This window comes from Streptomyces sp. NPDC054783 (assembly GCF_053611725.1).
Window position 1 is genome coordinate 57,830 of the sequence record NZ_JBSHAY010000022.1, and the last position, 23,053, is coordinate 80,882.

The 23,053-nt window shown below is 69.8% G+C and carries 19 protein-coding genes; 9 read left to right on the forward strand and 10 right to left on the reverse strand.

What is annotated here, in order from left to right:
• Window positions 1-150: 150 nt before the first annotated feature.
• From ACWGJ5_RS31210 to ACWGJ5_RS31225, 4 genes are all read right to left on the reverse strand, one after another.
• Window positions 151-303: a hypothetical protein gene (locus tag ACWGJ5_RS31210; RefSeq protein ID WP_453312981.1), complete on the reverse strand. Its 153-nt coding sequence runs from the start codon at window positions 301-303 to the stop codon at window positions 151-153.
• Window positions 304-408: 105 nt separating this feature from the next.
• A complete protein-coding gene (locus ACWGJ5_RS31215) occupies window positions 409-6,567 on the reverse strand; it encodes a DNRLRE domain-containing protein (protein ID WP_453312982.1) in 6,159 nt (2,052 codons plus the stop codon).
• Window positions 6,568-7,157: 590 nt separating this feature from the next.
• The gene (locus ACWGJ5_RS31220; RefSeq protein WP_453312983.1) at window positions 7,158-7,886 is read right to left on the reverse strand and encodes a phytanoyl-CoA dioxygenase family protein; all 729 of its coding nucleotides are present in this window, start codon (window positions 7,884-7,886) and stop codon (window positions 7,158-7,160) included.
• A gap of 196 nt (window positions 7,887-8,082) precedes the next feature.
• Entirely contained in the window at window positions 8,083-8,520 is a 438-nt protein-coding gene (locus ACWGJ5_RS31225) for a hypothetical protein (RefSeq protein ID WP_003974483.1), read from the reverse strand.
• 572 nt (window positions 8,521-9,092) lie between these two features.
• Here ACWGJ5_RS31225 and hemL point away from each other — a divergent pair.
• The 8 genes from hemL to ACWGJ5_RS31265 all read left to right on the forward strand — a co-directional run bounded on the left by hemL (window position 9,093) and on the right by ACWGJ5_RS31265 (window position 17,365).
• Window positions 9,093-10,409 carry a glutamate-1-semialdehyde 2,1-aminomutase gene (hemL, locus tag ACWGJ5_RS31230; RefSeq protein ID WP_228625051.1) on the forward strand — a complete coding sequence of 439 codons (1,317 nt, stop codon included), beginning with the start codon at window positions 9,093-9,095 and terminating at the stop codon, window positions 10,407-10,409.
• Between the two features lie 65 nt (window positions 10,410-10,474).
• Complete coding sequence (locus tag ACWGJ5_RS31235; protein ID WP_453313055.1) at window positions 10,475-11,134, forward strand: histidine phosphatase family protein; 660 nt, start codon at window positions 10,475-10,477, stop codon at window positions 11,132-11,134.
• A 157-nt stretch (window positions 11,135-11,291) separates the two neighbouring features.
• A complete protein-coding gene (locus ACWGJ5_RS31240; protein ID WP_453312984.1) occupies window positions 11,292-12,560 on the forward strand; it encodes a hypothetical protein in 1,269 nt (422 codons plus the stop codon).
• 139 nt (window positions 12,561-12,699) lie between these two features.
• Entirely contained in the window at window positions 12,700-13,290 is a 591-nt protein-coding gene (locus ACWGJ5_RS31245; RefSeq protein ID WP_453312985.1) for a TlpA family protein disulfide reductase, read from the forward strand.
• 1 nt (window position 13,291) lies between these two features.
• The gene (locus ACWGJ5_RS31250; RefSeq protein WP_453312986.1) at window positions 13,292-14,062 is read left to right on the forward strand and encodes a cytochrome c biogenesis CcdA family protein; all 771 of its coding nucleotides are present in this window, start codon (window positions 13,292-13,294) and stop codon (window positions 14,060-14,062) included.
• Between the two features lie 3 nt (window positions 14,063-14,065).
• Window positions 14,066-15,790, forward strand: coding sequence for a cytochrome c biogenesis protein ResB (gene resB, locus ACWGJ5_RS31255; RefSeq protein WP_453312987.1), 1,725 nt, complete (start codon window positions 14,066-14,068; stop codon window positions 15,788-15,790).
• Entirely contained in the window at window positions 15,787-16,869 is a 1,083-nt protein-coding gene (gene ccsB / locus ACWGJ5_RS31260; protein ID WP_453312988.1) for a c-type cytochrome biogenesis protein CcsB, read from the forward strand. Before resB ends, ccsB begins: the two co-directional genes overlap by 4 nt.
• A 25-nt stretch (window positions 16,870-16,894) precedes the next feature.
• Window positions 16,895-17,365: a hypothetical protein gene (locus ACWGJ5_RS31265; protein WP_453312989.1), complete on the forward strand. Its 471-nt coding sequence runs from the start codon at window positions 16,895-16,897 to the stop codon at window positions 17,363-17,365.
• A 14-nt stretch (window positions 17,366-17,379) separates the two neighbouring features.
• Here the strand turns inward: ACWGJ5_RS31265 and ACWGJ5_RS31270 are convergent, their stop codons facing one another.
• The 6 genes from ACWGJ5_RS31270 to ACWGJ5_RS31295 all read right to left on the reverse strand — a co-directional run bounded on the left by ACWGJ5_RS31270 (window position 17,380) and on the right by ACWGJ5_RS31295 (window position 22,609).
• The gene (locus tag ACWGJ5_RS31270; RefSeq protein WP_453312990.1) at window positions 17,380-18,795 is read right to left on the reverse strand and encodes a condensation domain-containing protein; all 1,416 of its coding nucleotides are present in this window, start codon (window positions 18,793-18,795) and stop codon (window positions 17,380-17,382) included.
• Between the two features lie 149 nt (window positions 18,796-18,944).
• A complete protein-coding gene (locus ACWGJ5_RS31275) occupies window positions 18,945-19,922 on the reverse strand; it encodes an isopenicillin N synthase family dioxygenase (RefSeq protein ID WP_453312991.1) in 978 nt (325 codons plus the stop codon).
• The gene (locus ACWGJ5_RS31280) at window positions 19,903-20,352 is read right to left on the reverse strand and encodes a nucleoside deaminase (RefSeq protein ID WP_453312992.1); all 450 of its coding nucleotides are present in this window, start codon (window positions 20,350-20,352) and stop codon (window positions 19,903-19,905) included. The genes ACWGJ5_RS31275 and ACWGJ5_RS31280 overlap by 20 nt, the downstream gene beginning before the upstream one ends.
• Window positions 20,353-20,427: 75 nt before the next feature.
• Complete coding sequence (locus ACWGJ5_RS31285; RefSeq protein WP_453312993.1) at window positions 20,428-20,781, reverse strand: hypothetical protein; 354 nt, start codon at window positions 20,779-20,781, stop codon at window positions 20,428-20,430.
• Entirely contained in the window at window positions 20,778-21,503 is a 726-nt protein-coding gene (locus ACWGJ5_RS31290) for a DUF6232 family protein (RefSeq protein WP_453312994.1), read from the reverse strand. The genes ACWGJ5_RS31285 and ACWGJ5_RS31290 overlap by 4 nt, the downstream gene beginning before the upstream one ends.
• 131 nt (window positions 21,504-21,634) lie before the next feature.
• Window positions 21,635-22,609, reverse strand: coding sequence for a quinone oxidoreductase family protein (locus tag ACWGJ5_RS31295; protein WP_453312995.1), 975 nt, complete (start codon window positions 22,607-22,609; stop codon window positions 21,635-21,637).
• Window positions 22,610-22,715: 106 nt separating this feature from the next.
• On the opposite strand from ACWGJ5_RS31295, the gene ACWGJ5_RS31300 reads away from it, so the two are divergent.
• Window positions 22,716-23,048: an ArsR/SmtB family transcription factor gene (locus tag ACWGJ5_RS31300; RefSeq protein ID WP_453312996.1), complete on the forward strand. Its 333-nt coding sequence runs from the start codon at window positions 22,716-22,718 to the stop codon at window positions 23,046-23,048.
• Window positions 23,049-23,053: the final 5 nt, after the last annotated feature.

Consider the following 23,053-nt stretch of genomic DNA (forward strand, 5'->3'; position numbering starts at 1 on the left):
GGGAATCGGGCGGGGCGACCGCCAAGGATCTCGGACCGGCCGCCCCGCAGTGAACTGTCTTCCGTCCGGCGCTGTGTCCTCCAGGGCCGGAACGGACTTTCCGCACGCGGTGGGGCAGTGAGCTCGCACTGCCCCACCCCGCTCACACGGTCAGAGCTGCTGTTGCCTGCCGGCAGCTCTGCGCCTGCGTCGCTCGTTCAGGGCCGTGAGCCAGAAGATGCCGCCGATGACCCCCGCGAACGGCAAGGTGCCGACAAAGTCCCCGGTCGCCGCGATCTCGATGAGGAAGAAGAGCGTCCCCATGACGACCCCGGTACCGAGGGGGTGCTGTGCGGCCCATCGGCGGGTGTGTCGGCGTGGATCTCCGAACACGCGTTGTACTCCTGTCTGAGACTGGGAACTGCTACATCAGAAGTGCGGCCAGATGTGGCTGTAGAGCCCTCTGCGCCAGAGTCGCGCCGACCGCCACAGGGCGCGGCCCCTGCGGACGTAGTGGGCCGTGCGTCCGGCGCCGTAGCTCAGCAGCCCGTCACGAGCTCCGCGCCAGGTACTGGCCCAGTAGCCACCGATGTGCCGGTGCCGTCGCTTGGTGCCGTAGCGGTAGGCGATCCAGCCTGTCACAGCGCCGGCTCCCGCCGCACAGGCCGGGGCACCCCATCCTTCGGTGACGAAGGAGCAGCCCGCGGCCAGACCGTAGGAGACCCACGTCTGGTGATGCGCGACGAAACGTCCCGCTCTGTGCACCCACCGGCGCCACCAGCTGCGTCCGTCCAGGTCGTAGTGGTTGATCGGGTCGCCGTTGCAGTAGTCGTAGGCGTTGGCCGAGCCGCCGGGAACCGGGTCGGTGGACAGGAAACGTCCGGCGGTGGGGTCGTAGAGGCGTACGCCCATGAGGGTGGCGCCGGTGACCGTCTCACTGGAGCGCTGCTTGCCGCCCAGCCAGCCGTAGCGGGTGGCTGCGGTGCCGGCCTCAGGGTTTCCGTACTCGTCGTAGGCCGACGCGACGACGGGCTTGGAGATGTCCAGCGGGAGTTGGACGGTGACGTCGCCGTGGATGTCGGTCAGTTGCAGGACGGTGTTGCCCGTGGCGTTCGTGGTGGCGTCCAGGTCGCCGCCGGCACCCTGGACGTTGCGGGTGATGGTGCCTGTGGTGTCCTCCTTGATCCAGTCGGGGCTGTCGCCGTCCGCGCCGTAGTGGTTGACCTTGGACCCGGTCTGGGTCCAGGTGCCGGCGTTGTTGGTCTCCGTCGTCCAGGACGCGAGGCGCTGGGCGGCGTCGAGGGTCCAGGTCTGCCGGCTGGTGCCGGAGGCCTGCTGCTGGACGAGGTCGTTGGTGTAGTAGGCGATGGTCGTGCCGGAGGCCTGGGTGGTGGTGCGGCCGAAGGCGTCGTAGACGGTGCCCGCGTTCACCAGGCGGTCGGCGCTGTCGTAGGAGTTGTTGACGGTGGTGGCGCCGCTGGAGCTGCACGCCGTGCCCGCCGCGCTGACGCTGGTGGCCAGGGCGGTGCGGTTGGTGTTGCTGTCGAAGGTGTAGCCGCGGCGGGTGCAGGTCCCGTCCGGGGCGGTGTCGTCCGCCTGGGTCAGGCGGCCGGTGTTGTCGTAGGTGTAGTCACGGGAGTAGGTCTGGCCTCCCGTGTCGGTGTCGTCGACGACCTGGCCCTGGATGGACTGGTCGACGGTGTCGGAGGCGACGACGGTGCCGTCGCTGTCCTTGGTGTAGATGCGGGAGGTCTCCGCGCCGGTCTCGTCCTGGGTGTCGGTGAGGGTGTAGCCGCCGGGCAGCTGCTCGGTGGCCAGGTCACCGTCCGCGTCGTAGGTGGCGTTGAAAGCACCCGCGACGGAGTCGGTGCGGGAGGTCTCCAGGCCGCGCGGGTCCTTGGCGGTGTCGTAGGTGTACGTGGTCGTCGACGGCGCAGAGTCGGTCACCTGGGTGGGCCGGTCGAGCGCGTCGTACTGGGTGGCCGCGGTGTTGCCGCTGCCGTCGCTGTAGGAGATCTCCCGTCCCAGCATGTCGGTGACATGCGTGATGGTCTGGCCGTTCGACGTGGTCGTGGCGACCTTGCCGTTGGCCGTGTCGTAGGTGGTGGTGGTGTCCGCGACCGCGGTGCCCACCCCGCCCGTCACCGACACCAGGGTCGGACGGCCGGCGGCGTCAGCAGTGGTCGTGGTGGTGCGAGTGACCCCGTTGGCCGTCTCCGTCAGCTTGGAGACGTTGCCCCACCGGTCATACTCGGTCGTCTTGGTGGGCAGCTGGGCGGGGTTGGTACCGCCGCCGGTGATGGCACCGGCAGGACCCACCGAGCAGACCAGGTCCGCCCACTCCGGACGCCCGTTGCAGGCACCGGTGCCCGTCGCCGAGTAGTAGGTGGTCACCGTGGCACCGGCGTCGGCGCCGTTCGACTTGGGCAGGCTGGTCTTGATGACCCGGCCCTGGCTGTCGTACGTCGTGGTCTTGACGAGGTTGAGACCGCCCGGGTCGTCCGTGGTGGACGTGGGCACGCCCTTGACCCAGTCGTACGCGGTCTTCGAGACCCGCATGTCGCCGTCGGACGGGTACCCGTCCACGTAGGCGCCGACGGTGACGGTGGTCGGCTGGTTGGACACCGTGGCCGAACCGTCGGTGGGCCGGCCCTCGTCATAGGCGGTGACGGTGTGCTGACGTGCCGCCACCTCACTGCCCGCAGGCAGGTCGGTACCGCCCGTACCGGCGTGCAGGACACCGGCCAGGGTGCTCATGTGCAGCGGGCCGAAGCTCTCCAGCTCCTGCTGCCCGTCGGTGGAGAACACATGCGTGGTGGACAGCTGCTCCGCGCGGTCCGCCGTGGACAGGCCGCTGATCCCGAGCAGGGTCTGCTCGGACTGTCCCGCACCGCTCGTGGCGAGAGCCAGCTCACGGTTACCCGCGGTCAGCTCACGGACCGTGTTACCGAAGTGGTCGTACTCGGTCGTGGTCAGATGACCACCCGGCTTCGCACTGTTGACCTCACGGCCGGACGCGTCCGCATACGAGATCGAAGCGCGGGTGTAGTTCGCCGCCGACAGGTTCGAGCCGGTATGCGACGCGGGAACCACGTCCACCGGGAACACCGCTGTCGCGTCGGACGGGATGTCCGTCTGGCCCCAGGCCGCGACGTCCGTGGGACCCATCGAGTACGGGGCGCTGGTGCCGGTCAGCGGAACGTCGTAGACCATGCTGGTCGTGGCGGTGCCGCCGTCGGTCTGCGTCTTCGAGCCCGCCACCAGGGTGGGACGGGAGGCGGAGAGCAGCATGCCGTCGCCCGCGGTGGCCGCGTTGCCGGCCTGGCCGTAGGTGAAGGTCCACGGCAGCTCACCGGGCGACGTCTGGGTCGCGACCCGGCCGGCGCTGTCGTAGGTGTAGGCGGTCGTCAGCGCAGGCGAGATCCGGGGGTCCCAGCTCTCGCGGAGCCGGCCGGAGGTGTCGTAGTCGTACTGCGCGATCACCGACGCGGTCGCAGAGCCCGCACCCGGGTCGGTCGCCCACAGCTTGATCTGCGACACCTGGCCCGTGTAGTCACCGAACACCGAGGACGTGGCGGTCGTGGTGGGGGCGTACACGTACTCCAGGACGCGGCAGCCCTTGGTGGACGGCGTCGTCGAGCACGTCGCCGACGACACCGCGGAGGTGGGCGCGATCACATACTTCGGACGGGCCAGCGTCGTCGAACCGTTGACGACCTTCTCCGAGACCACCGTGGTGGTGGAGTTGCTGGTCGGCAGGAAGGTCGCGGACACCTCCCAGGTGGTGGCGGCGGGATCGACCTTCGCGAACGTGGTCGTCGTACCGTCGGTGTCCTTCAGCGTGAACGTACCCGTCACGGCCCCGGTCAGCGTCAGGTCCTCCGAACCCGGCTCGCTCTTCCAGCCGCCCGTGGAGGTGGCGGTGAACCCGGTCTCGTCGCCGTCCACGTCCACGACCGCCACCGAGGTGGAGGAGGTCTGGCGCAGGTAGGCGTAGTCGGAGTCGGTGATCTCCGCGGTCGTGCCGGCCGTCCACTGCGGGCCGAAGATGGCCACCTGGCCCTCGGCGTCCGCACCCGCAGTCGGCTTCCGAGAGGAGGCCGTGCGCGTCACGGTCATGTCGAACGCGGACGCGTCCGTGGCCGACAGGGTGTAGTCACCGGTCAGATCATTGACCGTACCCGGACCGACCTCTTCGGAGGGCGCGGTGCCGGCGTTGCGGTCCACCGTGACCGTCGACACCGGGGAGTATCCCGTCGTCGTTCCGTCGGTGAACGCGGCACGCAGGTCGACCGGGCCGTCCTCGGTCAGCGACGTGGTGATGTTCCACGTCAGCGCCGGAGGCGCACCGCTCGGTGCGGCCAGCGGCCAGGCCGCCACGGCCGAGCCGTCACTGCTCTTGGTGACGTCGGCGAGGGGCACGTTGTGCCAGGTGTCGGTCTCACCGCGACGGTACTGGTAGGTCACACCGGTGTAGGTGTTCTTGCCGGTCGACGCCAGCGCCACCCGGCGTGCGGGGCGGTCACCGTCGCCGGGGCTCAGCAGCGCGGCACCGTCCGCGCCCACACCGAAGGAGTACTTCGTGTTCGTCGAGGACAGGTTGCCGCCCGAGTCGATGGTCTGGGCGTACAGGGTGTGCCAGCCGTCGGCGGGGGTGATGGAGATGTTCAGCGGGTCACCACCGCTGCCGTCCACCGTGTCGTACACGCTCTGCTTCATCGCCGGGTCGTCCAGGCCCCACTTGAAGCCCTGACCGTCCGTCGACGTCGTGTCGAGCGTGCAGGTCACCGCGCCGGTCGCCTTTGCCGACCAGGTGTCCTGCGGATACGAGGAGCAGCTGATGCTGGGTGCCGCGGGCAGCGCCGTGTTCAGCACGAACGGGGTGTACCCGGTCCAGGACCCGTAGTCGGTGGAGTCGTAGCCGCGCACCCGGAGCCGCAGATGCGAGCCCGCGGGGAAGGCGTTGGCCGACGGGACGGCCAGGGTGGCCGTGGAACCGGACGCCACACCCGCGCTGGTCGCGGTGTACGTGTACGTGGTGTCGTTGTACGCGGGGTCCGGGGTGACCTCGAACTGGGCCTTGACCGTGCCACCGTCCGCGTCCGTCACCTTCGCCGACAGGGTCGGCGTCAGCGAGGTCACGTACCGCTTGCCGTTGTAGGCGTTGACGGCCGAGGGCGAGACGGCCGCCGCGGTCGGTACGCCGGGGTAGGAGTTGTAGGTCACCACCAGCTTCGGCGCGTACCCGGACGTGGAGTAGTTGGCCGAGCGGAACCGGCGCCAGGTGGTGGCGTCGTTCTCGTTGGCGCTGGCGACCTGGAGGCCGTAATTGGTCGAGCCATTGGCCCAGTCCTGCACCATGGCCTGGAGGTTCCAGTTCGACCAGGCTCCGGGGCAGGAGGAGTCGTAGCCCCAGTGCCCGCTGTTCGTCGCCTTGTTGGTGGTCGTGGTGGTGGGCTGGGCGCCCCAGGTGACCGACGAGGAGGACCACGTGGAGGTGATCCGCTTGGCGTCCGTGGTCGCACCCGACGTCGAGCAAGTCGACGAGTAGTAGTTGTACAGCGACATCGTCGCCGACTGGATGTGCTTGCCCGCGAACGGCGACACGTCGAACTTCAGATACGACCGCGCCACGTCCGTGCCCGCGTCGTAGGTACCCGACTTCAGTTCCTCGGAGGAGACCTGCGAGTCCGGGTAGTCGGGGGTCTGCACCCAGGTGTCCGTCGTGACGGCCAGCGTGGACGTGGGGTCCACGGTCACCGGATAGGTGAGAGCGGGGTCCGAGAGGAACTTCTTGTCCGGGGTCAGGACGAGGGTCTGCGACCCGTCCGTGCCGGTCTCGACCTTTGTGGCGACCCGCGCCCGGTGCGCGGACTCACCCGAACGCCGGTCCCGGGAGGAGTCCCACATCATCGGTGCCGGCGCCTCGGCCACCACCTTGCCGGACGCGTCCTTCATCAGCAGATGCCCCGAGTGGGCCCGGGACAACTTCAGCCCGTCCAGCCGCAGCGGAATCCGGTACGACACCGGCTCGTTGGGCCTGCTCCCCAGGACCACGTCCTCGGAGAAGCCCTGCTTGAGCGCAGTGACCTTCAACGTCTGACCGGAACCCAGGGCGTACGAGGCCGTCGCCCCCGACACCTTCGGCGCGGGCAGCTTGCTCTGCCAGCCCATGGAGAACCGGGTCTTGCCCCGGGCCACCGAAGCCAGCCGGCTGTCACCACCGTCGGAGACGGCGACGTCGGCGGCCGCCTCCTTCGGCTTCAGATCGGCGCCCGCGTCCGTCAGCGAGGTGTCGACGTCACGCCACGCGCCGTCCCGCTTCACCCGGATCGGACCGGCGAACGACTCGGTCTGGAACGACCCCGAAGGCAGCGCCCAGGTCGTCGTGTCCGCCGTCCGTGCCGACAGCACCTCGATCCTGCGGCCCTGCAACCGGGCCATCAGCACGGCCGAGGCCGCATCGTCCGCCTGCGCCGGCCCGGTCGGTTTCTTGGCCTTGGTCGCGGAAGCGGCAGCAGCTCCGGTCTTGCCGACCGCGAAGGCCTCGCCGGTCGCGTCCAGCACCAGCGCCGCCTCGGCCAGCATCGCCAGCGACAGCGCGGCGGCGACCCCTATACGCCTCCGGGACCGTCTGGGTATGCGGGCTTTAGCCGTTCTTGGCCACGCTCTTAGGCGTGCGTGAATCATCTGCAACTCCTGTTGCAACAAATGTGCTGAGCCGTGGGGGGCGATCACATGATTCACATGCACCCCGTGCGACGTCTTTACCAAGTCGAAGAAATGTCAACGTCTAGTAAAGAACCCGAGGTCAGATGCCTGCTGTGGGCGGATTTAGAGATCCCTGTTGCGTGGGTGCTGCAGCTCTTTCGCGGAAGTGTGGCCTCCGGTTGGCCGAGCCGAATCTCCCGGGTGGGCGGATTGTCCTTCTTTGTGCGAGGCGTCCGGGCTTTGCTGTTCCTTGAAGGAATATGTGGACAAGCAGGAGCAACCGATGATGTTGGAAGCCACTTCACGGGTTCACCTGGAAGGCCTGTTCCTTCCGCAGTGACCGGGGCCGTGACGCCGACCGCCATGAGGAGAGAGACACCGTCGAGCGCCGGACCACTCACTGATCACGGTGCCTTGGCCTACCGGCAGGTGATGGCCGACGTCGGTGAACCCCAGCCGGCTCAGCTCTATGACTGCGGCCTCAGGGGCCTGTAGTCGAGCCACGGGTCCTGGAGGAACTCGTCTCGATGGGAGGCATGGTCAAGGGCGCTGATCCGGAAGTAGAGCGCACGTCGCGTCTGCTCGGATGCGTAGTTGCCGCCGATGTTGTGGCCGAGGAGGTAGTGCGCAAGCAGCAGGTCGCCGGCCCGTCCCTTGATCTGCTCGGGCTCGGGGAGGTCGATCGGTGGGTAGGCGCAGAACATCTGCGGGCCGTGGTCACGGAAGTATGCGGCGTGCGTGAGATGCGTGCCCGGCCAGACCCAGAGGTTGCCGGAGTCCTCCGTGAGCTGGTCGGTCATCAGGAGACCGGCCAGGAGCGTGAACGTGCCGCGGACCGGCTCGCCGGTCGGCTCGGGGTTGCCGGCATCGATGTGGGGAAGGCCGGGTCGGTGTGAGTACGGCGGTATGTTCAGCGCGACCTGGACCTGCCAGGGGACCTCCAGTGTTCCGGCCCCGGCCAGTTCCTCGGCGAGAGCGAAGGCGGGGCTGCCGGTCAAAGGCGCCATCAGCGCCGGCTCGTCCTCGGTCCGCAGGAAGTAGAAGTGGCTGCCGTGCGTGTCGGCGGCGGGTGGATCGGCGGCGATGACCTCATCGATCCGCCGGGCCGCCTGGTCCAGAAGATCGTCCCGCACCACCTGCGGAACCACGACGAAGCCTCGCTCGGCGAACTCGCTTATCTGACTGCCGCTCAGCACTCCAGCACCCTAGAGCGACAGCGCCCGCGGCAACGACGGGATTTCCGCGGTCATGAAGGTGCCTGAGATGCCGGTTCGTGAAGCGTTGCCGGGGTCGCTGAGTGGGGCGCATGTGTCCTGGCCGCCTGGCGGCCCCTCCCGGCGCATGACGAGGGCAGGGTGCGAAGACACCGCCCAATCCGACAGAAGCCCCAGCTCAGGGCCACACAAGGCAATAAGGCTGATGCCCCGCCTCATGCAGCCGATGGCTGAAGTCCTGCCACTCGTGCAGCAACTGGTACACATTGAACGCATCCCGGGGCCCGCCGCGGTCCGGGACCGTCGACCAGATGAAGGCTGCCGCGCCGACCGCTTCCTCGCCGATGCCGCGCAGGGGGTCGACGACGGTCATGGGGAGCTTGACGACGGCGTAGTCGGGGTGGAGGACGACCAGTTCCAGGGGCGGGACCTTGTGCAGGGGGACGCCCTCGATGCCGGTCAGCACCATCGCGGCCATGGTCTCCGGCTTGATCTTGGTGAACATGCCGTTCATGCCCAGCTCGTCGCCGCCGAGTTCCTCGGGACGCATCGAGATGGGGACGCGAGCCGCGGTCGCGCCGTCAGGCGCGCCGAAGTATTTGTACGTCACCCCCACCCGACCACCATTCCTGCTCCCCGCCCTCAGGCGGTCGGCCCGGTGGTCGAGCCGGCGGTCCGTCGGCCGGTCGAGCTGGCTCTCCAGCTGCCGGTCGGTCCGCCGCTCGTACCGCTCGGGCTCACCCGGTACATCCTGCGTCTGACGTGCGTCGCTCTGCCGTGCTTCAGTCGATTCCTCCGCGTCGCGCCGGTGCCTTCCCCGCCGGGCACGTCGAGGACCCAGGTCATCAGTCCCCTCGCCCAGTCCGCCACCGCGATGCATATCTCCACCCGACTGCTTTTCTAGGACGCGTGGCCCCCGCCGCGCAACCCGATCATCGTGTCAGTGACCTCCCCCACGCCCGCCCGCCGAAACGTGCGGTGGAACAACAGTCCACGGGTTCTTGTCCGGCCTCTGATCATTACGTGCGTAAGAGCTGTGTGTATCAGGTCTCAGTCTCGCAGATGGCACCCCCGTGGCGCTGCGGACCGGAGGTCGGCCGCCTCGCGGTCCGCCCGCGGCCTACCCTGAGGAGGTCACCCAAGTCACCGGAGTCCGAGAAGCCGGAGAAGTCGCACGCCATGAGTGCCCTGAGCGAAACGCCCTATCCCTACGATGCGCCGGCCTCCCAGGCGCTCTTCGACCGCGCCTGTGCCGTCACGCCCGGCGGTGTGAACTCCCCGGTGCGCGCCTTCCGCGCCGTCGGCGGCACGCCCCGCTTCATGGTGTCCGGCCGCGGCCCCTACCTGACCGATGCGGACGGGCGGGAGTACGTCGACCTCGTCTGCTCCTGGGGGCCCATGATCCTCGGGCACGCGCACCCCGAGGTCATCGCCGCCGTCCAGGAGGCCGTCGCCCGCGGTACGTCCTTCGGCACGCCGGGTGAGGGCGAGGTCGCGCTCGCCGAGGAGATCGTCGCCCGGGTCGAGCCCGTCGAGCAGGTCCGGCTCGTCAGCAGCGGCACCGAGGCGACCATGTCCGCCATCCGGCTCGCCCGCGGGTTCACCCGGCGGTCCAAGGTGATCAAGTTCGCCGGCTGCTACCACGGGCATGTGGACTCCCTCCTCGCTTCCGCGGGGTCCGGTGTCGCGACCTTCGCGCTGCCCGACACCCCCGGTGTCACGGGCGCCCAGGCCGGCGACACGATCGTGCTGCCGTACAACGACCTGGAGGCCGTGCAGGAGGCCTTCCACCGGCACCCCGGCGAGATCGCGTGCGTGATCACCGAGGCCTCGCCCGGCAACATGGGCGTCGTGCCGCCGGAGCCCGGGTTCAACCGGGGGCTCAGGGACGCCTGCCACAAGAACGGCGCCCTCTACATCTCCGACGAGGTGATGACCGGCTTCCGCACGAGCCGCGCCGGGTGGTACGGGATCGACGGGGTCAAGCCGGATCTGATGACGTTCGGGAAGGTGATGGGGGGCGGGTTCCCCGCCGCCGCCTTCGGTGGGCGTGCCGATGTCATGGCACACCTGGCGCCCGCCGGGCCCGTCTACCAGGCCGGCACGCTCTCCGGGAACCCCGTAGCCACCGCCGCCGGGCTCGCCCAGCTGCGGCTGCTGGACGAGGCCGCGTACGACACGGTGAACGCGGTGTCCGCGCAGATCCAGGCCCTCGTCACCGAGGCGCTGAACAAGGAGGGCGTGGCGCACCGGGTGCAGACCGCCTCCAACATGTTCTCGGTGTTCTTCACCGACCGGCAGGTGCGCGACTACGAGGACGCCAAGCGGCAGGAGTCGTTCCGCTTCACCGCTTTCTTCCACTCGCTGCTGTCGAACGGCGTCTACCTGCCGCCGTCGTCCTTCGAGTCCTGGTTCGTGTCGACGGCCCACGACGAGCGGGCCGTGCAGAAGATCGCCGACGCCCTTCCGGCGGCGGCCCGGGCGGCTGCGGAGGCCACCGCGTGAGCAACAGCACCAGCAACAGCGGCAGCGACAGCAGCAGGGACAAGGACGTCACCGTCGTCCATCTCATGCGGCACGGCGAGGTCGAGAACCCGACCGGGATCCTGTACGGGCGGCTGCCCGGCTACCACCTGTCCGAGCTGGGGCGGCAGATGGCCGACCGGGTCGCCGAGCACCTCGCCTCGCGGGACGTGAGTTACGTCTGCGCCTCACCGCTGGAGCGGGCGCAGGAGACGGCCACCCCGATCGCCAAGGCGCACGGTCTCGACCTGGACACCGACGAGCGGCTCATCGAGGCCGGCAACGTCTTCCAGGGCAAGACCTTCGGCGTCGGCGACGGCGCGCTGCAGCGGCCGGGGAACTGGAAGCACCTGGTCAACCCGTTCCGGCCGTCCTGGGGCGAGCCGTACGTCGACCAGGTCGTGCGGATGATGGGCGCGCTGAACGCGGCCAAGGACCAGGCGCGCGGGCGCGAGGCGGTGCTGGTCAGCCATCAGCTGCCGATCTGGATCGTGCGGTCCTATGTCGAGCGGCGCCGGCTGTGGCACGATCCGCGCAAGCGGCAGTGCACGCTGGCCTCTCTCACGTCCTTCACCTACCTCGGCGACAAGATCGTGTCGGTCGGCTACAGCGAGCCCGCCATCGATCTCGTCCCGGTTCATCTGCGGGCCGGTGCCAAGCCGCAGCAGGGCAAGGGTGCCGCGCAGGGGAAGGCCTTCGGGGCCTGAGGTCGTCTGATTGCGGTTTTCTGACGGCCCGTTTGACGTCACTTAGGGTGTCTTTGCCGCAACTATTGCGAAAAACATAAGAATTATCGGAACCCCCCCGATCGTCGTGCCCTCTGAATGGGTGACCACCAGAAGGCGCGATGAATCGGGGATTTCCATGCGCACCGTCTCCCGGACCCTCTCCCGCCGGGGAATACTCGGCCTCGGCGCGGGTGCCGCTGCCGCCGCCACCCTCGCCGGCTGCGGGAGCCACACGTCATCGGACGGCGCCGGGCGGTCGAACGGTTCCGGCGACGGAAAGAACGGCCAGGACGGAGGCGCGAGCGGCGCCCCGCAGGGCCAACTCATCGGGGACGGCTCCACGTCGTACACCGGCAAACAGCCGCACCAGCCGGCCGCGCCCGAGCCGCTGCAGCCCGGCCAGACCCCGCCGCAGTTCGTGATCTTCTCCTGGGACGGCGCCGGCGAGGTCGGCAACGGGCTCTTCCCGCGCTTCCTGGACCTGGCCAAGCAGCACGGCGCGAGCATGACCTTCTTCCTGTCGGGCCTGTATCTGCTGCCCGAGTCGAAGAAGCGCCTGTACGTGCCGCCGAACAACAGGGTCGGCGCCTCCGACATCGGCTACCTTGCCGACGACCACATCAAGGCGACGTTGACCAACGTCCGCCGGGCCTGGCTCGAAGGCCACGAGATAGGCACCCACTTCAACGGCCACTTCTGCGGCGATGCCCACACCTCGGTCAAGTGGTGGACGCCCCAGCAGTGGCACAGCGAGATCAAGCAGGCCAAGTCCTTCGTCAAGAACTGGAAGACCAACACCGGCCTCACCGACATGCCGGCCCTGCCGTTCGACTACGACAAGGAACTCGTCGGCGGCCGTACGCCCTGTCTGCTCAACCAGGAGAACCTGCTGCCCACCGCCCGTGAACTGGGCTGGCGTTACGACGCCTCCTCGCCGGGCGGTCTGCAGATGTGGCCGGTGAAGAAGCAGGGGCTGTGGGACCTGCCGCTGCAGGAGGTTCCCTTCCCCGGCAGGAAGTTCCAGGTCCTCTCGATGGACTACAACATGATGTTCAACCAGTCGCAGAACTCGACCAAGGCGCCGGCCTCCAACTACCCGGCCTGGCGCGAGCAGGCGGCCGGGGCGTACATCGCCGGCTTCAAGCGGGCATACTTCTCGAACCGGGCGCCGTTCTTCATCGGCAACCACTTCGAGCACTGGAACGGCGGCATCTACATGGACGCCGTCGAGCAGGCCTTCAAGCACATCGCCCGGGCGAAGGAGAAGGGCGCCGACGTACGGCTCGTCTCCTTCCGGCAGTTCTGTGACTGGATCGACGTGCAGAAGCCCGAGGTGCTCGCCAAGCTGCGCACGCTGGCGCCCGGACAGGCGCCGGCCGGCGGCTGGAAGACCTTCCTCGCGTAGCCTCCCGCTCGCTTCCCCGCACGGTCTCTCGCTCGACCCCCTGCCGGAAATGTCCCGTGTAAATACGCCCTGAAATGCGGTTTTCCGCCCGGCAGGGGGGTGCCACAGATCGCCGGAACGGACATGCGAAACTTTTCACATGAGTACCCGTAGCCGCGCCGTCCTGCTCAGCGCCGTGGCCGCCGTCGCGGCCCTGACCCTGTCCGCGTGCGGCAAGGGCGGCACCTCCGGCGGCGGTGGCAACACCAACTTCGTCACCGGCCACAACGGCATCGCCACGGTCCCGGCGGGCAAGCGCGCGAGCGCCCCGGACCTGTCGGGCGAGACCATCGACGGCAAGACCCTGGACGTCGCCGACTACAAGGGCCAGGTCGTCGTCATCAACGTCTGGGGCTCGTGGTGCGGGCCGTGCCGGGAAGAGGCGCAGTACTTCTCCAAGGTGTCGAAGCAGTACGACGGCAAGGGCGTGAGGTTCGTCGGCATCAACACCCGGGACACCAGCACCACTCCCGCGGTCGCCTTCGAGAAGGAGCACGGGATCAGCTACCCGAGCCTGTACGACCCCACGGGCAAGCTGATGCTCCGCTTCAAGAAGGGCACCCTCAACCCGCAGCTGATCCCCTCCACGCTCGTCATCGACAGGCACGGGAAGGTCGCCGCGCGGGCCCTGGAGGCGCTCGACGACACCGCCCTGCTGAAGATGCTCAAGCCGGTCCTCGCGGAGAAGTGACGTGAGCGCACTGGTGACGCTGGCCGCGACCGGCCAGAACGAGACGGTGCGGAGCGGCGCCCTGCTGATCGCCCTGCCGGTCGCGCTGCTCGGCGGGCTCGTCTCCTTCTTCTCCCCCTGCGTCCTGCCCCTGGTCCCCGGCTACCTCTCCTATGTCACCGGCGTCGCCGGCACCGACCTGGCCGAGGCCCGGCGGGGGCGGATGGTCGGCGGGGCCGCGCTGTTCGTGCTCGGGTTCAGCGCCGTGTTCGTCTCCGGCGGGGCGCTGTTCGGCTTTTTCGGCTCCACCCTGCAGGAGTACCAAGGCACGCTGTCCAAGGTGCTCGGCGTGCTCATGATCGTCATGGGTGTCTTCTTCATGGGGCTGATGCCCTGGCTCACCCAGCGCGAGTTCCGCTTCCACAGGCGGCCGGCCGCCGGACTGATCGGCGCTCCCGTCCTCGGTGCCCTGTTCGGCATCGGCTGGACGCCCTGCATCGGCCCGACCCTCGCGTCCGTGAACCTCCTTTCCATGGACCAGTCGAGCGCCGGACGCGGCGCGGTGCTGATGATCGCCTACTGCATCGGGCTCGGCGTGCCCTTCGTGCTGGCCGCCGTCGCCTTCCGCAAGGCGCTCGGCGCGTTCGGCTGGGTCAAGCGCCACTATGTCTGGGTGATGCGCATCGGCGGCACGATGATGATCGTGACCGGTGTGCTGCTGCTGACCGGCGCCTGGGACAGTCTGGTGCAGCAGATGCAGACCTGGTCCGACGGCTTCACTGTGGGGATCTGATCGATGAGCACAACCGAAACCGACAAGAGCCGGGACCAGGCGAGCCAGGACCAGGAGGACCTCGGCGCGGCCGGCTCCCAGCTGTCCACCGCCCCGCGCGAGGAGCTGTCCGCCGCGCCCGGCCTCGGCGTCATCGGCTGGGCCCGCTGGTTCTGGCGGCAGTTGACCTCCATGCGGGTCGCGCTGTTGCTGCTCCTGCTGCTCTCGCTCGGCGCGATCCCCGGCTCGCTCATCCCGCAGACCGGCGCCGACCTGAACAAGGTCGACGACTTCCGCAAGGCACACAAGACGCTCGCGCCGGTCTACGACAAGCTCGGCCTGTTCCACGTCTACAGCTCGGTGTGGTTCTCCGCGATCTACATCCTGCTGTTCGTCTCCCTCATCGGCTGTATCGTCCCGCGCACCTGGCAGTTCGTCGGTCAGCTGCGCGGCCGGCCGCCGGCCGCCCCCAAGCGGCTGACCCGGCTGCCCGCCTACACGACGTGGCGTACGACCGCCGAGCCCGAGCAGGTGCGCGAGGCCGCGCTCGCCCTGCTGAAGAAGCGCCGCTTCCGCGCCCACGTCGCCGGTGACGCCGTCGCGGCCGAGAAGGGCTATCTGCGCGAGCTGGGCAACCTGGCCTTCCACATCGCCCTGATCGTGCTGCTGATCGCCTTCGCCTCCGGCCAGCTGTACAAGTCGGACGGCACCAAGCTGGTGGTGGAGGGCGACGGCTTCTCCAACGCGCTGTCGCAGTACGACGACTTCAAGTCCGGCAGCCTGTTCCAGAACGACGACCTCGTGCCGTTCAGCTTCGACCTGAAGGACTTCAGGGGCACCTACGAGATCAGCGGTCCGAACCGGGGCACCCCGCGCACCTACCAGGCGAAGATCGACTACAGCGAGGGTGCGTACGGCAAGCAGAGGTCGACCACCATCAAGGTCAACCAGCCGCTGCACATCGGCGACTCCAAGGTCTACCTCGTCAGCCACGGCTACGCGCCGGTCATCACGGTCCGCGACGGCAAGGGCAAGGAGGTCTTCCACGACGCCGTACCGCTGCTGCCGCTCGACGGAAACGTCACCTCCAACGGTGTGATCAAGGTGATGGACGGCTACCGCGACGCGCAGGGCAAGAAGGACCAGCTCGGCTTCCAGGCCTTCTTCGTGCCGACCTTCGACCCGAAGAGCGGCACGATGCTCTCCCAGTTCCCCGCGCTGGTGAACCCGCTGCTCGCGGTGAACGCCTACCACGGCGACCTCGGCGTCAACTCCGGTATCCCGCAGAGCGTGTACCAGCTCGACAAGACGCACATGAAGGCGTTCAAGGACAGCAAGGGCCAGCTGCTGAAGAAGCTTCTCCAGCCGGGCGACACCCTCACGCTGCCGAACGGCGCCGGGTCCGTCACCTTCGAGAAGGACATCAAGGAGTGGGCCGGCTTCGAGATCGTCCAGGAGCCCGGCAGCGGCTGGGCGCTGGGCGGTGCCCTCGCCGCGATCTTCGGCCTGGCCGCCTCGCTGTTCATCCAGCGACGCCGGGTGTGGGTGCGCGCGGTGCGCGGCGCCGACGGCGTGACGGTCGTCGAGATGGCCGGGCTGGGCCGCAGCGAGTCCGCGAAGGTGCCCGAGGAACTGGGCGACCTCGCCGGAATCCTCTACGACCAGGCGCCGGGGGCACCCGACCCCGACGACCACTCTTCAGAATCCCCCGACACCCCAGTCGTACCTGCCGAAGGGGCTGAGAAGTGACTCTCGCCGCCGCAACCAACGAACACCTGGCGAGCATCAGCAACACGCTGATCTACTCGTCGATGGCCGTCTACACCCTGGCCTTCTTCGCGTACATCGCCGAATGGCTCTTCGGCAGCCGCAGCAAGGTGGCCCGTACGGCCGCCGCGCTGACCGCGAGCACGGAGACCTCCGCGAAGGCTCCCACGGTCACCGTCAAGCAGGCCGGCGGTACGGCCGTGCTGGAGCGGCCGAAGGTCGTGGTCCGCTCGGCCTCCGGCGCCCGCGACGTACCGGACGGGCCGGGCGCGCACGGCGGGGACGCGCAGGGCGACCTCTACGGCCGGATCGCCGTCTCGCTCACCGTGCTCGCCTTCGTGGTGGAGCTGGCCGGTGTCGTCGCCCGCGCGGCCTCCGTCCAGCGGGCGCCGTGGGGCAACATGTACGAGTTCAACATCACCTTCTCCACGGTGGCCGTCGGCGTGTACCTCGCTCTGCTGGCACTGAAGAAGAACGTGCGCTGGCTCGGGCTGTTCCTGATCACGACGGTTCTGCTGGACCTGGGCCTCGCGGTCACCGTCCTGTACACCGCGAGCGACCAGCTGGTCCCGGCCCTGCACTCGTACTGGCTGTACATCCACGTCTCCACCGCGATCTTCTGCGGCGCGGTGTTCTACGTCGGCGCGGTCGCCACGATCCTGTACCTGTTCAAGGACTCGTACGAGACCAAGCTGCAGACCGGCGGCAAGCCGGGCGCCTTCGCCACCTCGGTGCTGGAGCGGCTGCCCGCCTCGGCCTCGCTGGACAAGTTCGCCTACCGGGTCAACGCGGCGGTGTTCCCGCTGTGGACGTTCACGATCATCGCGGGCGCGATCTGGGCGGGCGACGCCTGGGGCCGCTACTGGAACTGGGACCCGAAGGAGACCTGGTCCTTCATCACCTGGGTCGCCTACGCCTGCTACCTGCACGCCCGCGCGACGGCCGGCTGGAAGGGCCGCAAGGCCGCCTATCTGGCGATGATCGCCTTCGGCTGCTGGCTGTTCAACTACTACGGCGTCAACATCTTCGTCAGCGGCAAGCACTCCTACGCGGGCGTGTGAGCCGAGGGTCGCCCACACTGGTGTCATGAGCGGTTCCATCGCACAGGGCATCAGCCAGACCCACGGGAACACGCACATACTCCACTTTCTGGTGCGGCTCCCGAGGCCCATGGAAGACGTCTGGCCGGCGGTGGCCACCCCCGAGGGACTCGGGGCGTGGTGCACCGCCGTCGACGTTCTGCAGCCCCGCCTCGACGGCGCGGTCACCTTGCGCGACCTGGGCTCCGGCCGGGTCACCGCCTGGGACGTGGACCGGGTCGCGGAGTACACCGTCGAGCGCGGCGGCCGGATCCGGTTCCATCTGGAGCGGGGCGGCGGGAGCGAGAGCGCGCTGCGCTTCACGCACGAGTTCCAGGGCGAGGCGGCGTCGGAGGCCGACTGGCGCAACAAATTCGAACGCCTGATCGAAATCCTGGACTCTGCCCAGGGCCTTTCGGCGCCGCAGCCCCACGAGCCCTCGGAGCCTTCGGAGCCCCTTCCCGGGCAGTTCACCTAGGGCGGCGCGGGCGCTCAGGACACTGCGGACAGGCTGCCGTGGGCCACCGAGGCGATGTGGTCGCGCAGCCGCTCGACGTACAGGCGCAGGTTCTTCGCCGCCACGTCCGTGTCCGGATACCGGCTCGCCAGCCACAGCCCTTCGTGCAGCCGGTTCACCCACACGCACACCTGGTCCCCGTACGACACCCGCAGCAGCGCGTGCGCCCGCTGCTCGGTCCAGCGCTCGGCGCCGGGCACGGCCCGGGTGTCGACGTAGGAGACGATCGAGTACAGGTCCGGCGAGGCCGGCCGGAAGTCCGCGCCGAGCAGGCTCAGCACCCGGGCCAGCGGCATCCGGGCCAGCGAGCGGTTGGCCTGCAGCTCCGCGCGCACCGCCCGCAGGGCGTCCGGGAAGCCCGTCGTACGGCCCACCGGAACCTCGATCGGGGCGCCGCCCACGTACCATCCCACGGAGTCGTTCCAGCGCGACTTCACCCGGGTGTGGAACGGCACCACCGTCCGGTACACCGGCTGCCCGCCCAGCTCGTGCACGATCAGCCCGGTCGCGGCCAGCAGGCCGACCAGGCTGCCGCCGTACGGCCTGCAGTACGCCTCGAACGCCGCCGCCTCGGCCGCGTCGGCCAGCGGCTCGCACAGCATCCGCTGCCTCGGCAGCGGGCCGCCCGGCTCCACACCGAGGTCGACGGGGAAGCCCGGCAGCACGCCGTCGCAGCGCCGGATGAACTCGCGCCAGCGGCCGACGATCGCGTGCCGGGCGTCGATGCCGTCCGCGTCGGCCCGCTCCAGCTCGCAGAAGTCGACGTAACTGGCCGCCGGAGTACGGGAGTCGGGGCCGGCGCCGGTCAGGCCCGCCGTGTACAGCTCGTGCACCTCGGAGGCGATCCGGGTCAGGGAGTAGGCGTCGACGTTGCTGTGGTCGAAGGCCATGTACACGCTGGCCCCGTCCTCCCGCACGACCGCCGTGTAGATCAGGTTCGGCCAGCGCAGCGCGTCCGCGACGGTGTCGAAACGGTCCTGGAGGTACTGGACCAGCTCGTCCGCGTCCCGGAAGTCGCCGGCCTCCTCCCGGTGCAGGGACACGTCGGCGGCGTCCAGGGTGAAGCGGCGCAGTTCGTCCTCCGCGGGACCCGCCCAGCGGAAGCCGCTGCGCAGCGTCTCGTGCCGTACCGTCCAGCCGCGCAGCGCCTCCTGCAGCACATCGAGGTCGACCGGGCCCGGCAGGTCGAAGCCGGTGCCGAGCCAGGTCGGCACGAACAGGCCGTCCTCCCGGACGTACCTGGCAGTCCTGATGTGCGACTCCTGGATGTACGCCGGGGGCCGGCAGTCGTCCGGGAGCGCCGTCGCCGCCGCCACCGTCGCCGGGCTCAGTGTCCATTCGACGAGCCGTCCCGGCCGGACCTCGCAGCGCTGGATGTCAGTGATTCGCACGCGTCTCCCATCGCAGAAAGGGGGCCCTTGGTCGCGGGCCCCCTTCAGGGGCCAATGCCGTGGGACGCGAACGGGACATGCCCGCCGGGTTCGTTTCAGCGGAACGGGTGGCGGCTCGAACACGGGATTGACACGGAAGGGGGCTCGGTTCAGCCGACGGTGATCGAGTCCAGCTTCTCGCGCAGGTAGACATGCGAGTCGACCGGCGGGTACGTCACCCGGCCCACCGGCGCCGGCACGGACTCCACGAGGGTCCCCGGGGTGCACTCGCCGAAGTACACGAGCGACATCAGCTCCTCGGCGGGCGCTTCGACGGGCGGGGGCAGCACCCGGTGCCGCCCGGACCGCCACCGGTCGCCGGTCCAACGGGCCAGCAGGTCACCGATGTTGATGGTGAGGGCGGCCGGGTCGTACGGCGCGTCCTCCCAGCCGCCGGCGTCGGTGTACACCTGAAGCCCGCCCTTCCCGGCCTGGCGGTCGAGGACGGTCACGGTGCCGAAGTCGGTGTGCGGCCCGATCCGGAACTGCCCGGGCAGCGGCGCGCCGACGACGTCCGTCCCCGGATACCAGTTGATGTTGAAGCCGTACGTCGGACGGTCCATGTGCCGGGAGAAGAACTCGGGCTCGAGCCCGAGCGCGTATCCGAGCAGGGACAGCAGCTCCTTCTCCAGGGCGGCCATGCGCGACAGATACGTCCTGCACAGGCTCCGGAGCCCCGGCACCTCGGCGGGCCACACATTGGGCGCGTACCACTCGGCGTTGACGACCGGGTCCTCGAACGGCTCGTCCGTGGCGAAGGTCAGCGATTCCTTCAGGTCGGGCGGTGTCTCGGTACCCTCCGCGTACCCGTTGGCCTCGGCACCGGGCCCGAGCCAGCCCCGGCCGCCGACCTTCGCCTCGTACCGCCGCTTGACCTCGTCCGGGAGCAGAAAGAACCGCCGTGCCGCCCGCCGGATCCCGGCCCGCAGCTCCGGCTCCACCCCGTGCCCGGTGACCAGCAGGAACCCGGCGGTCTGCAGCGCCTGGTCGACGGTACGGGCGAGCGCTGCACGGGCCTCCTCGCCGCCGGCCGGCCAGGGGCGCAGGTCGATGGTGGGAACAGACGCGTCACTCACCGATGTCCTCATTCCACAGCTCGGGGTTGTCCTTGACGAAGGCGCGCAGCACCGCGATGCACTCGGGGTCCTCCAGAACCAGGATCTCCACGCCGTGCTCGGCCAGCCACTCATGGCCGCCGTGGAAGGTGGTGGCCTCGCCGATCACCACCCGGGAGATCCCGAACTGGCGGATCAGGCCGCTGCAGTACCAGCAGGGGGAGAGGGTGGTGACCATGGTGGTGCCACGGTACGTGCGCTGCCGTCCCGCCGCGCGGAAGGCGGCGGTCTCCGCGTGGGTGGCGGGGTCGGCGTCCTGGACCCGGCGGTTGCGGCCCCGGCCGAGGAGGGTGCCGTCGGGGGCGTAGAGGGCGGCACCGATCGGGATGCCGCCCTCGGCCAGGCCTGCGCGGGCCTCCTCCACGGCGGTGGCGAGCCAGGCCCGGGCCTGTCGTTCGTCCATGGCCCTACTGTGCTGGGCGGGGGGAGCGCGGGGCAACGGGGAGTGGAGGCGCTTGCCCGGCGCACCCTCCGCCGGCTAGCCGCCGATCATCCCGATGACCGCCCGGACCGCCTCGGCCACCGGCTGGCCGACGGCCCCCACGGTGGTGGCGATCCCGGCGATCGCCATCAGCGCCCGGTGCCGCTCCTGCGTGGGCACGGCGGCGTCGGGGCTGAGGGCGGGCAGGGACTCGTCGAGGAGCTGGGCGCTGGGCGTCGCGACCTGCGCCCGCAACTCGGCGACCAGTCCTTGCAGTTCGGCGAGGGCGGCGACCAGGGCCTGGTCCTGCTGCCCGGCTCCGCCCGCCTGGTTCCTGACGATGCCCTGGTTGCCCTGGCCGCCGTACATGTTGACGTTGTCGCCGTAGTAGTAGTTGTTCGTGCCGCTCATGCGCCGATCCCCACGTTTCCGCTGCCGCCGTACATGTTGACGTTGTCGCCGAAGTAGTAGTTCTTCGGCGAGACGGTGAGGCTCTCCACCGTGACCTTGAACTCGACGTCCGGGTGATCGATGGCGTAGGAGATCTGGCCGACGATCTGGTCCAGGTAGCGCGGGTCCTGGCTGGTGACCAGCGCGGTCGACGCGCCCGAGGTCTCGACTGCGAGAACGTGCTGCGGGGCGGCGGTCAGGACGCCGATCATCTCGATCAGGAAGTAGATCTCGGCGACGGCGGCAACGATCCAGACGAACACGACATAGCCGGCGGCGCCGGAGCTGCCCTGCCCTCCGCCCGTGTTGATGGAGGCCAGCAGCCCCGGCAGCATCGCGAGGAAACCGACGACCAGCGTCACGGCGGTGTACCGCAGGAACCGCAGCACCGCCTCCTTGCGCTTGGGGCGCAGGACGAAGGTGTAGACGCGGGCGATGTTCTGCAGCGGGTACACCGCCGCCCCGATCCACAGGATCCGCTTGCTGACCCGCAGGTCCAGCCGGACCGGCGCCGGATGCGCCGGCGGCGCGGGGACGTCCGGCATGCCCGGCGCCGCGGCGGGCGCGGCGTGCGGCGCGGGGGGTACGGATGCCGGGGCCGGCGTGGTGGGTGCGGATGCCGGCCGGGCGGGTGCGGGTGGCGGGTCCTGGGTCGGGCGCTCGGGTGGCTGGCCGTTGTCCATCTGCTTCTGTCCCCCAGAGGTCAGGCGATCCCTCGCAACTCAGTGACGACCATTAACAACACCCCTGGTGGGGGATGGCAAGTCGTTATGGGCGGCGAATTTGCCTGCAGTGAGGGGCAGTTGGGGGCGGCTCAGCCGGCCGCGCGCAGCAGCAGCTTCCCCGTGCTCGACCGTCCTCCCATCAGCCGGTGTGCCTCCGCCGCCTCGGCGAGCGGGAACTCGGCCGTCACCGGCAGGGTCACGGTGCCGTCGACCGCCTTCGCGAACGCCCGCTCCGACAGCCGGCGCAGCGCCTCCGGCGCGGTCCGGGCCAGGTTCAGGATGGAGAAGCCGCAGACCGAGACGCCGAGCGGGTACAGCTCGGGCTGGCCCACGCTCCACGGCCCGGCGCCGCTCGCGTTGCCGTAGGAGACCAGGCGTCCGAAGACCGCCAGCGAGGCCAGACCGGCGCGCAGGGTGTCGCCGCCGACGGGGTCCAGCACCAGGTCGGCGCCCAGCCCCCCGGTCGCCGCACGCAGCGGCCCCTGGAAGGCGCCGACGAACACCTCGTCGTAGCCGTGGCCCTTGGCGTGGGCGGCCTTCGCGGCCGAGGACACCACGCCGTACACCGCCCCCGCGCCCGCGGCCCGGGCGAGCTGTCCGACCGCCGTGCCGACCCCGCCGGCCGCGCCCTGGACGAGGACGGTCTCGCCGGGCTGGAGCCGGCCGACGGTGTGGACGAGGGCGTAGGCCGTGGGCAGCACCGTCGGCAGGGTCGCGGCGGTGCGCAGGTCCAGGCCGGAGGGGACCGGGAAGACGGTCGCCGCCTCGGCCACCGCCACCTCCGCGTACGCGCCGCCCTCGGTGAGCGCGACCACCTCCTGGCCGACGGCCAGGCCGGTGACGCCGGTGCCGAGCGCGCGGACGCGGCCGGAGACCTCCAGGCCGGGCACGTACGGCAGCGCGGGCACCCGGTAGCCCTCCGCGCGGGCCTTGAGGTCGGCGAAGTTCACGCCGGTGTACGCCACGTCGATGCTCACCTGCCCGGGCCCGGGCTCCGGCACCTCGGCCGTCACCGGTCGCAGCACCTCGGGACCGCCGTACTCCTGGAACTCCACCGCGCGCATGCCACACCCCTGGCTCGACTCGACTGTTCAATCAAAAGCGAACACTCGCGAGTGTATGGTTTTCATCGAACACTCGGCAAGCGGAAGCGGAAGAAGGGAACGTGGCGTGACCACCGGAAGTCACCGGACCGCCCCGGAGCACACCCACCCCGACGACGTGCCCGTCCTCACGGCGCTCGCCGCCCTCGCCGACCCCGTGCGCCTCACCCTGGTCAGGGAGCTGGCCGGCTCCGCCGACTGGACCCGCAGCTGCGGCAGCTTCGACGTGCCGGTCGGCAAGGCCGCCCTCAGCCACCACTTCGCGGTGCTGCGCGGGGCCGGGCTGGTGGAGCAGCGGGACGAGGGGCCGCGGCGGGTCAACCGCCTGCGCCGGGCCGAGTTCGACGCCCGCTTCCCGGGGCTGCTCGACCTCGTCCTGCGCGACGACGGACTTTCCTGACGATC

What these genes read in the sequence shown, in the direction of transcription:
- ACWGJ5_RS31265 (WP_453312989.1), top strand. Translation starts at nt 16,895, where the DNA reads ATGAGCGGTTCCATCGCACAGGGCATCAGCCAGACCCACGGGAACACG.
- ACWGJ5_RS31290 (WP_453312994.1), bottom strand. Translation starts at nt 21,503, where the DNA reads ATGGACAACGGCCAGCCACCCGAGCGCCCGACCCAGGACCCGCCACCC.
- resB (WP_453312987.1), top strand. Translation starts at nt 14,066, where the DNA reads ATGAGCACAACCGAAACCGACAAGAGCCGGGACCAGGCGAGCCAGGAC.
- ACWGJ5_RS31245 (WP_453312985.1), top strand. Translation starts at nt 12,700, where the DNA reads ATGAGTACCCGTAGCCGCGCCGTCCTGCTCAGCGCCGTGGCCGCCGTC.
- ACWGJ5_RS31275 (WP_453312991.1), bottom strand. Translation starts at nt 19,922, where the DNA reads ATGAGGACATCGGTGAGTGACGCGTCTGTTCCCACCATCGACCTGCGC.
- ACWGJ5_RS31240 (WP_453312984.1), top strand. Translation starts at nt 11,292, where the DNA reads ATGCGCACCGTCTCCCGGACCCTCTCCCGCCGGGGAATACTCGGCCTC.
- ACWGJ5_RS31285 (WP_453312993.1), bottom strand. Translation starts at nt 20,781, where the DNA reads ATGAGCGGCACGAACAACTACTACTACGGCGACAACGTCAACATGTAC.
- ACWGJ5_RS31215 (WP_453312982.1), bottom strand. Translation starts at nt 6,567, where the DNA reads ATGCTGGCCGAGGCGGCGCTGGTGCTGGACGCGACCGGCGAGGCCTTC.
- ACWGJ5_RS31295 (WP_453312995.1), bottom strand. Translation starts at nt 22,609, where the DNA reads ATGCGCGCGGTGGAGTTCCAGGAGTACGGCGGTCCCGAGGTGCTGCGA.
- ACWGJ5_RS31280 (WP_453312992.1), bottom strand. Translation starts at nt 20,352, where the DNA reads ATGGACGAACGACAGGCCCGGGCCTGGCTCGCCACCGCCGTGGAGGAG.
- ACWGJ5_RS31210 (WP_453312981.1), bottom strand. Translation starts at nt 303, where the DNA reads ATGGGGACGCTCTTCTTCCTCATCGAGATCGCGGCGACCGGGGACTTT.
- ACWGJ5_RS31235 (WP_453313055.1), top strand. Translation starts at nt 10,475, where the DNA reads ATGCGGCACGGCGAGGTCGAGAACCCGACCGGGATCCTGTACGGGCGG.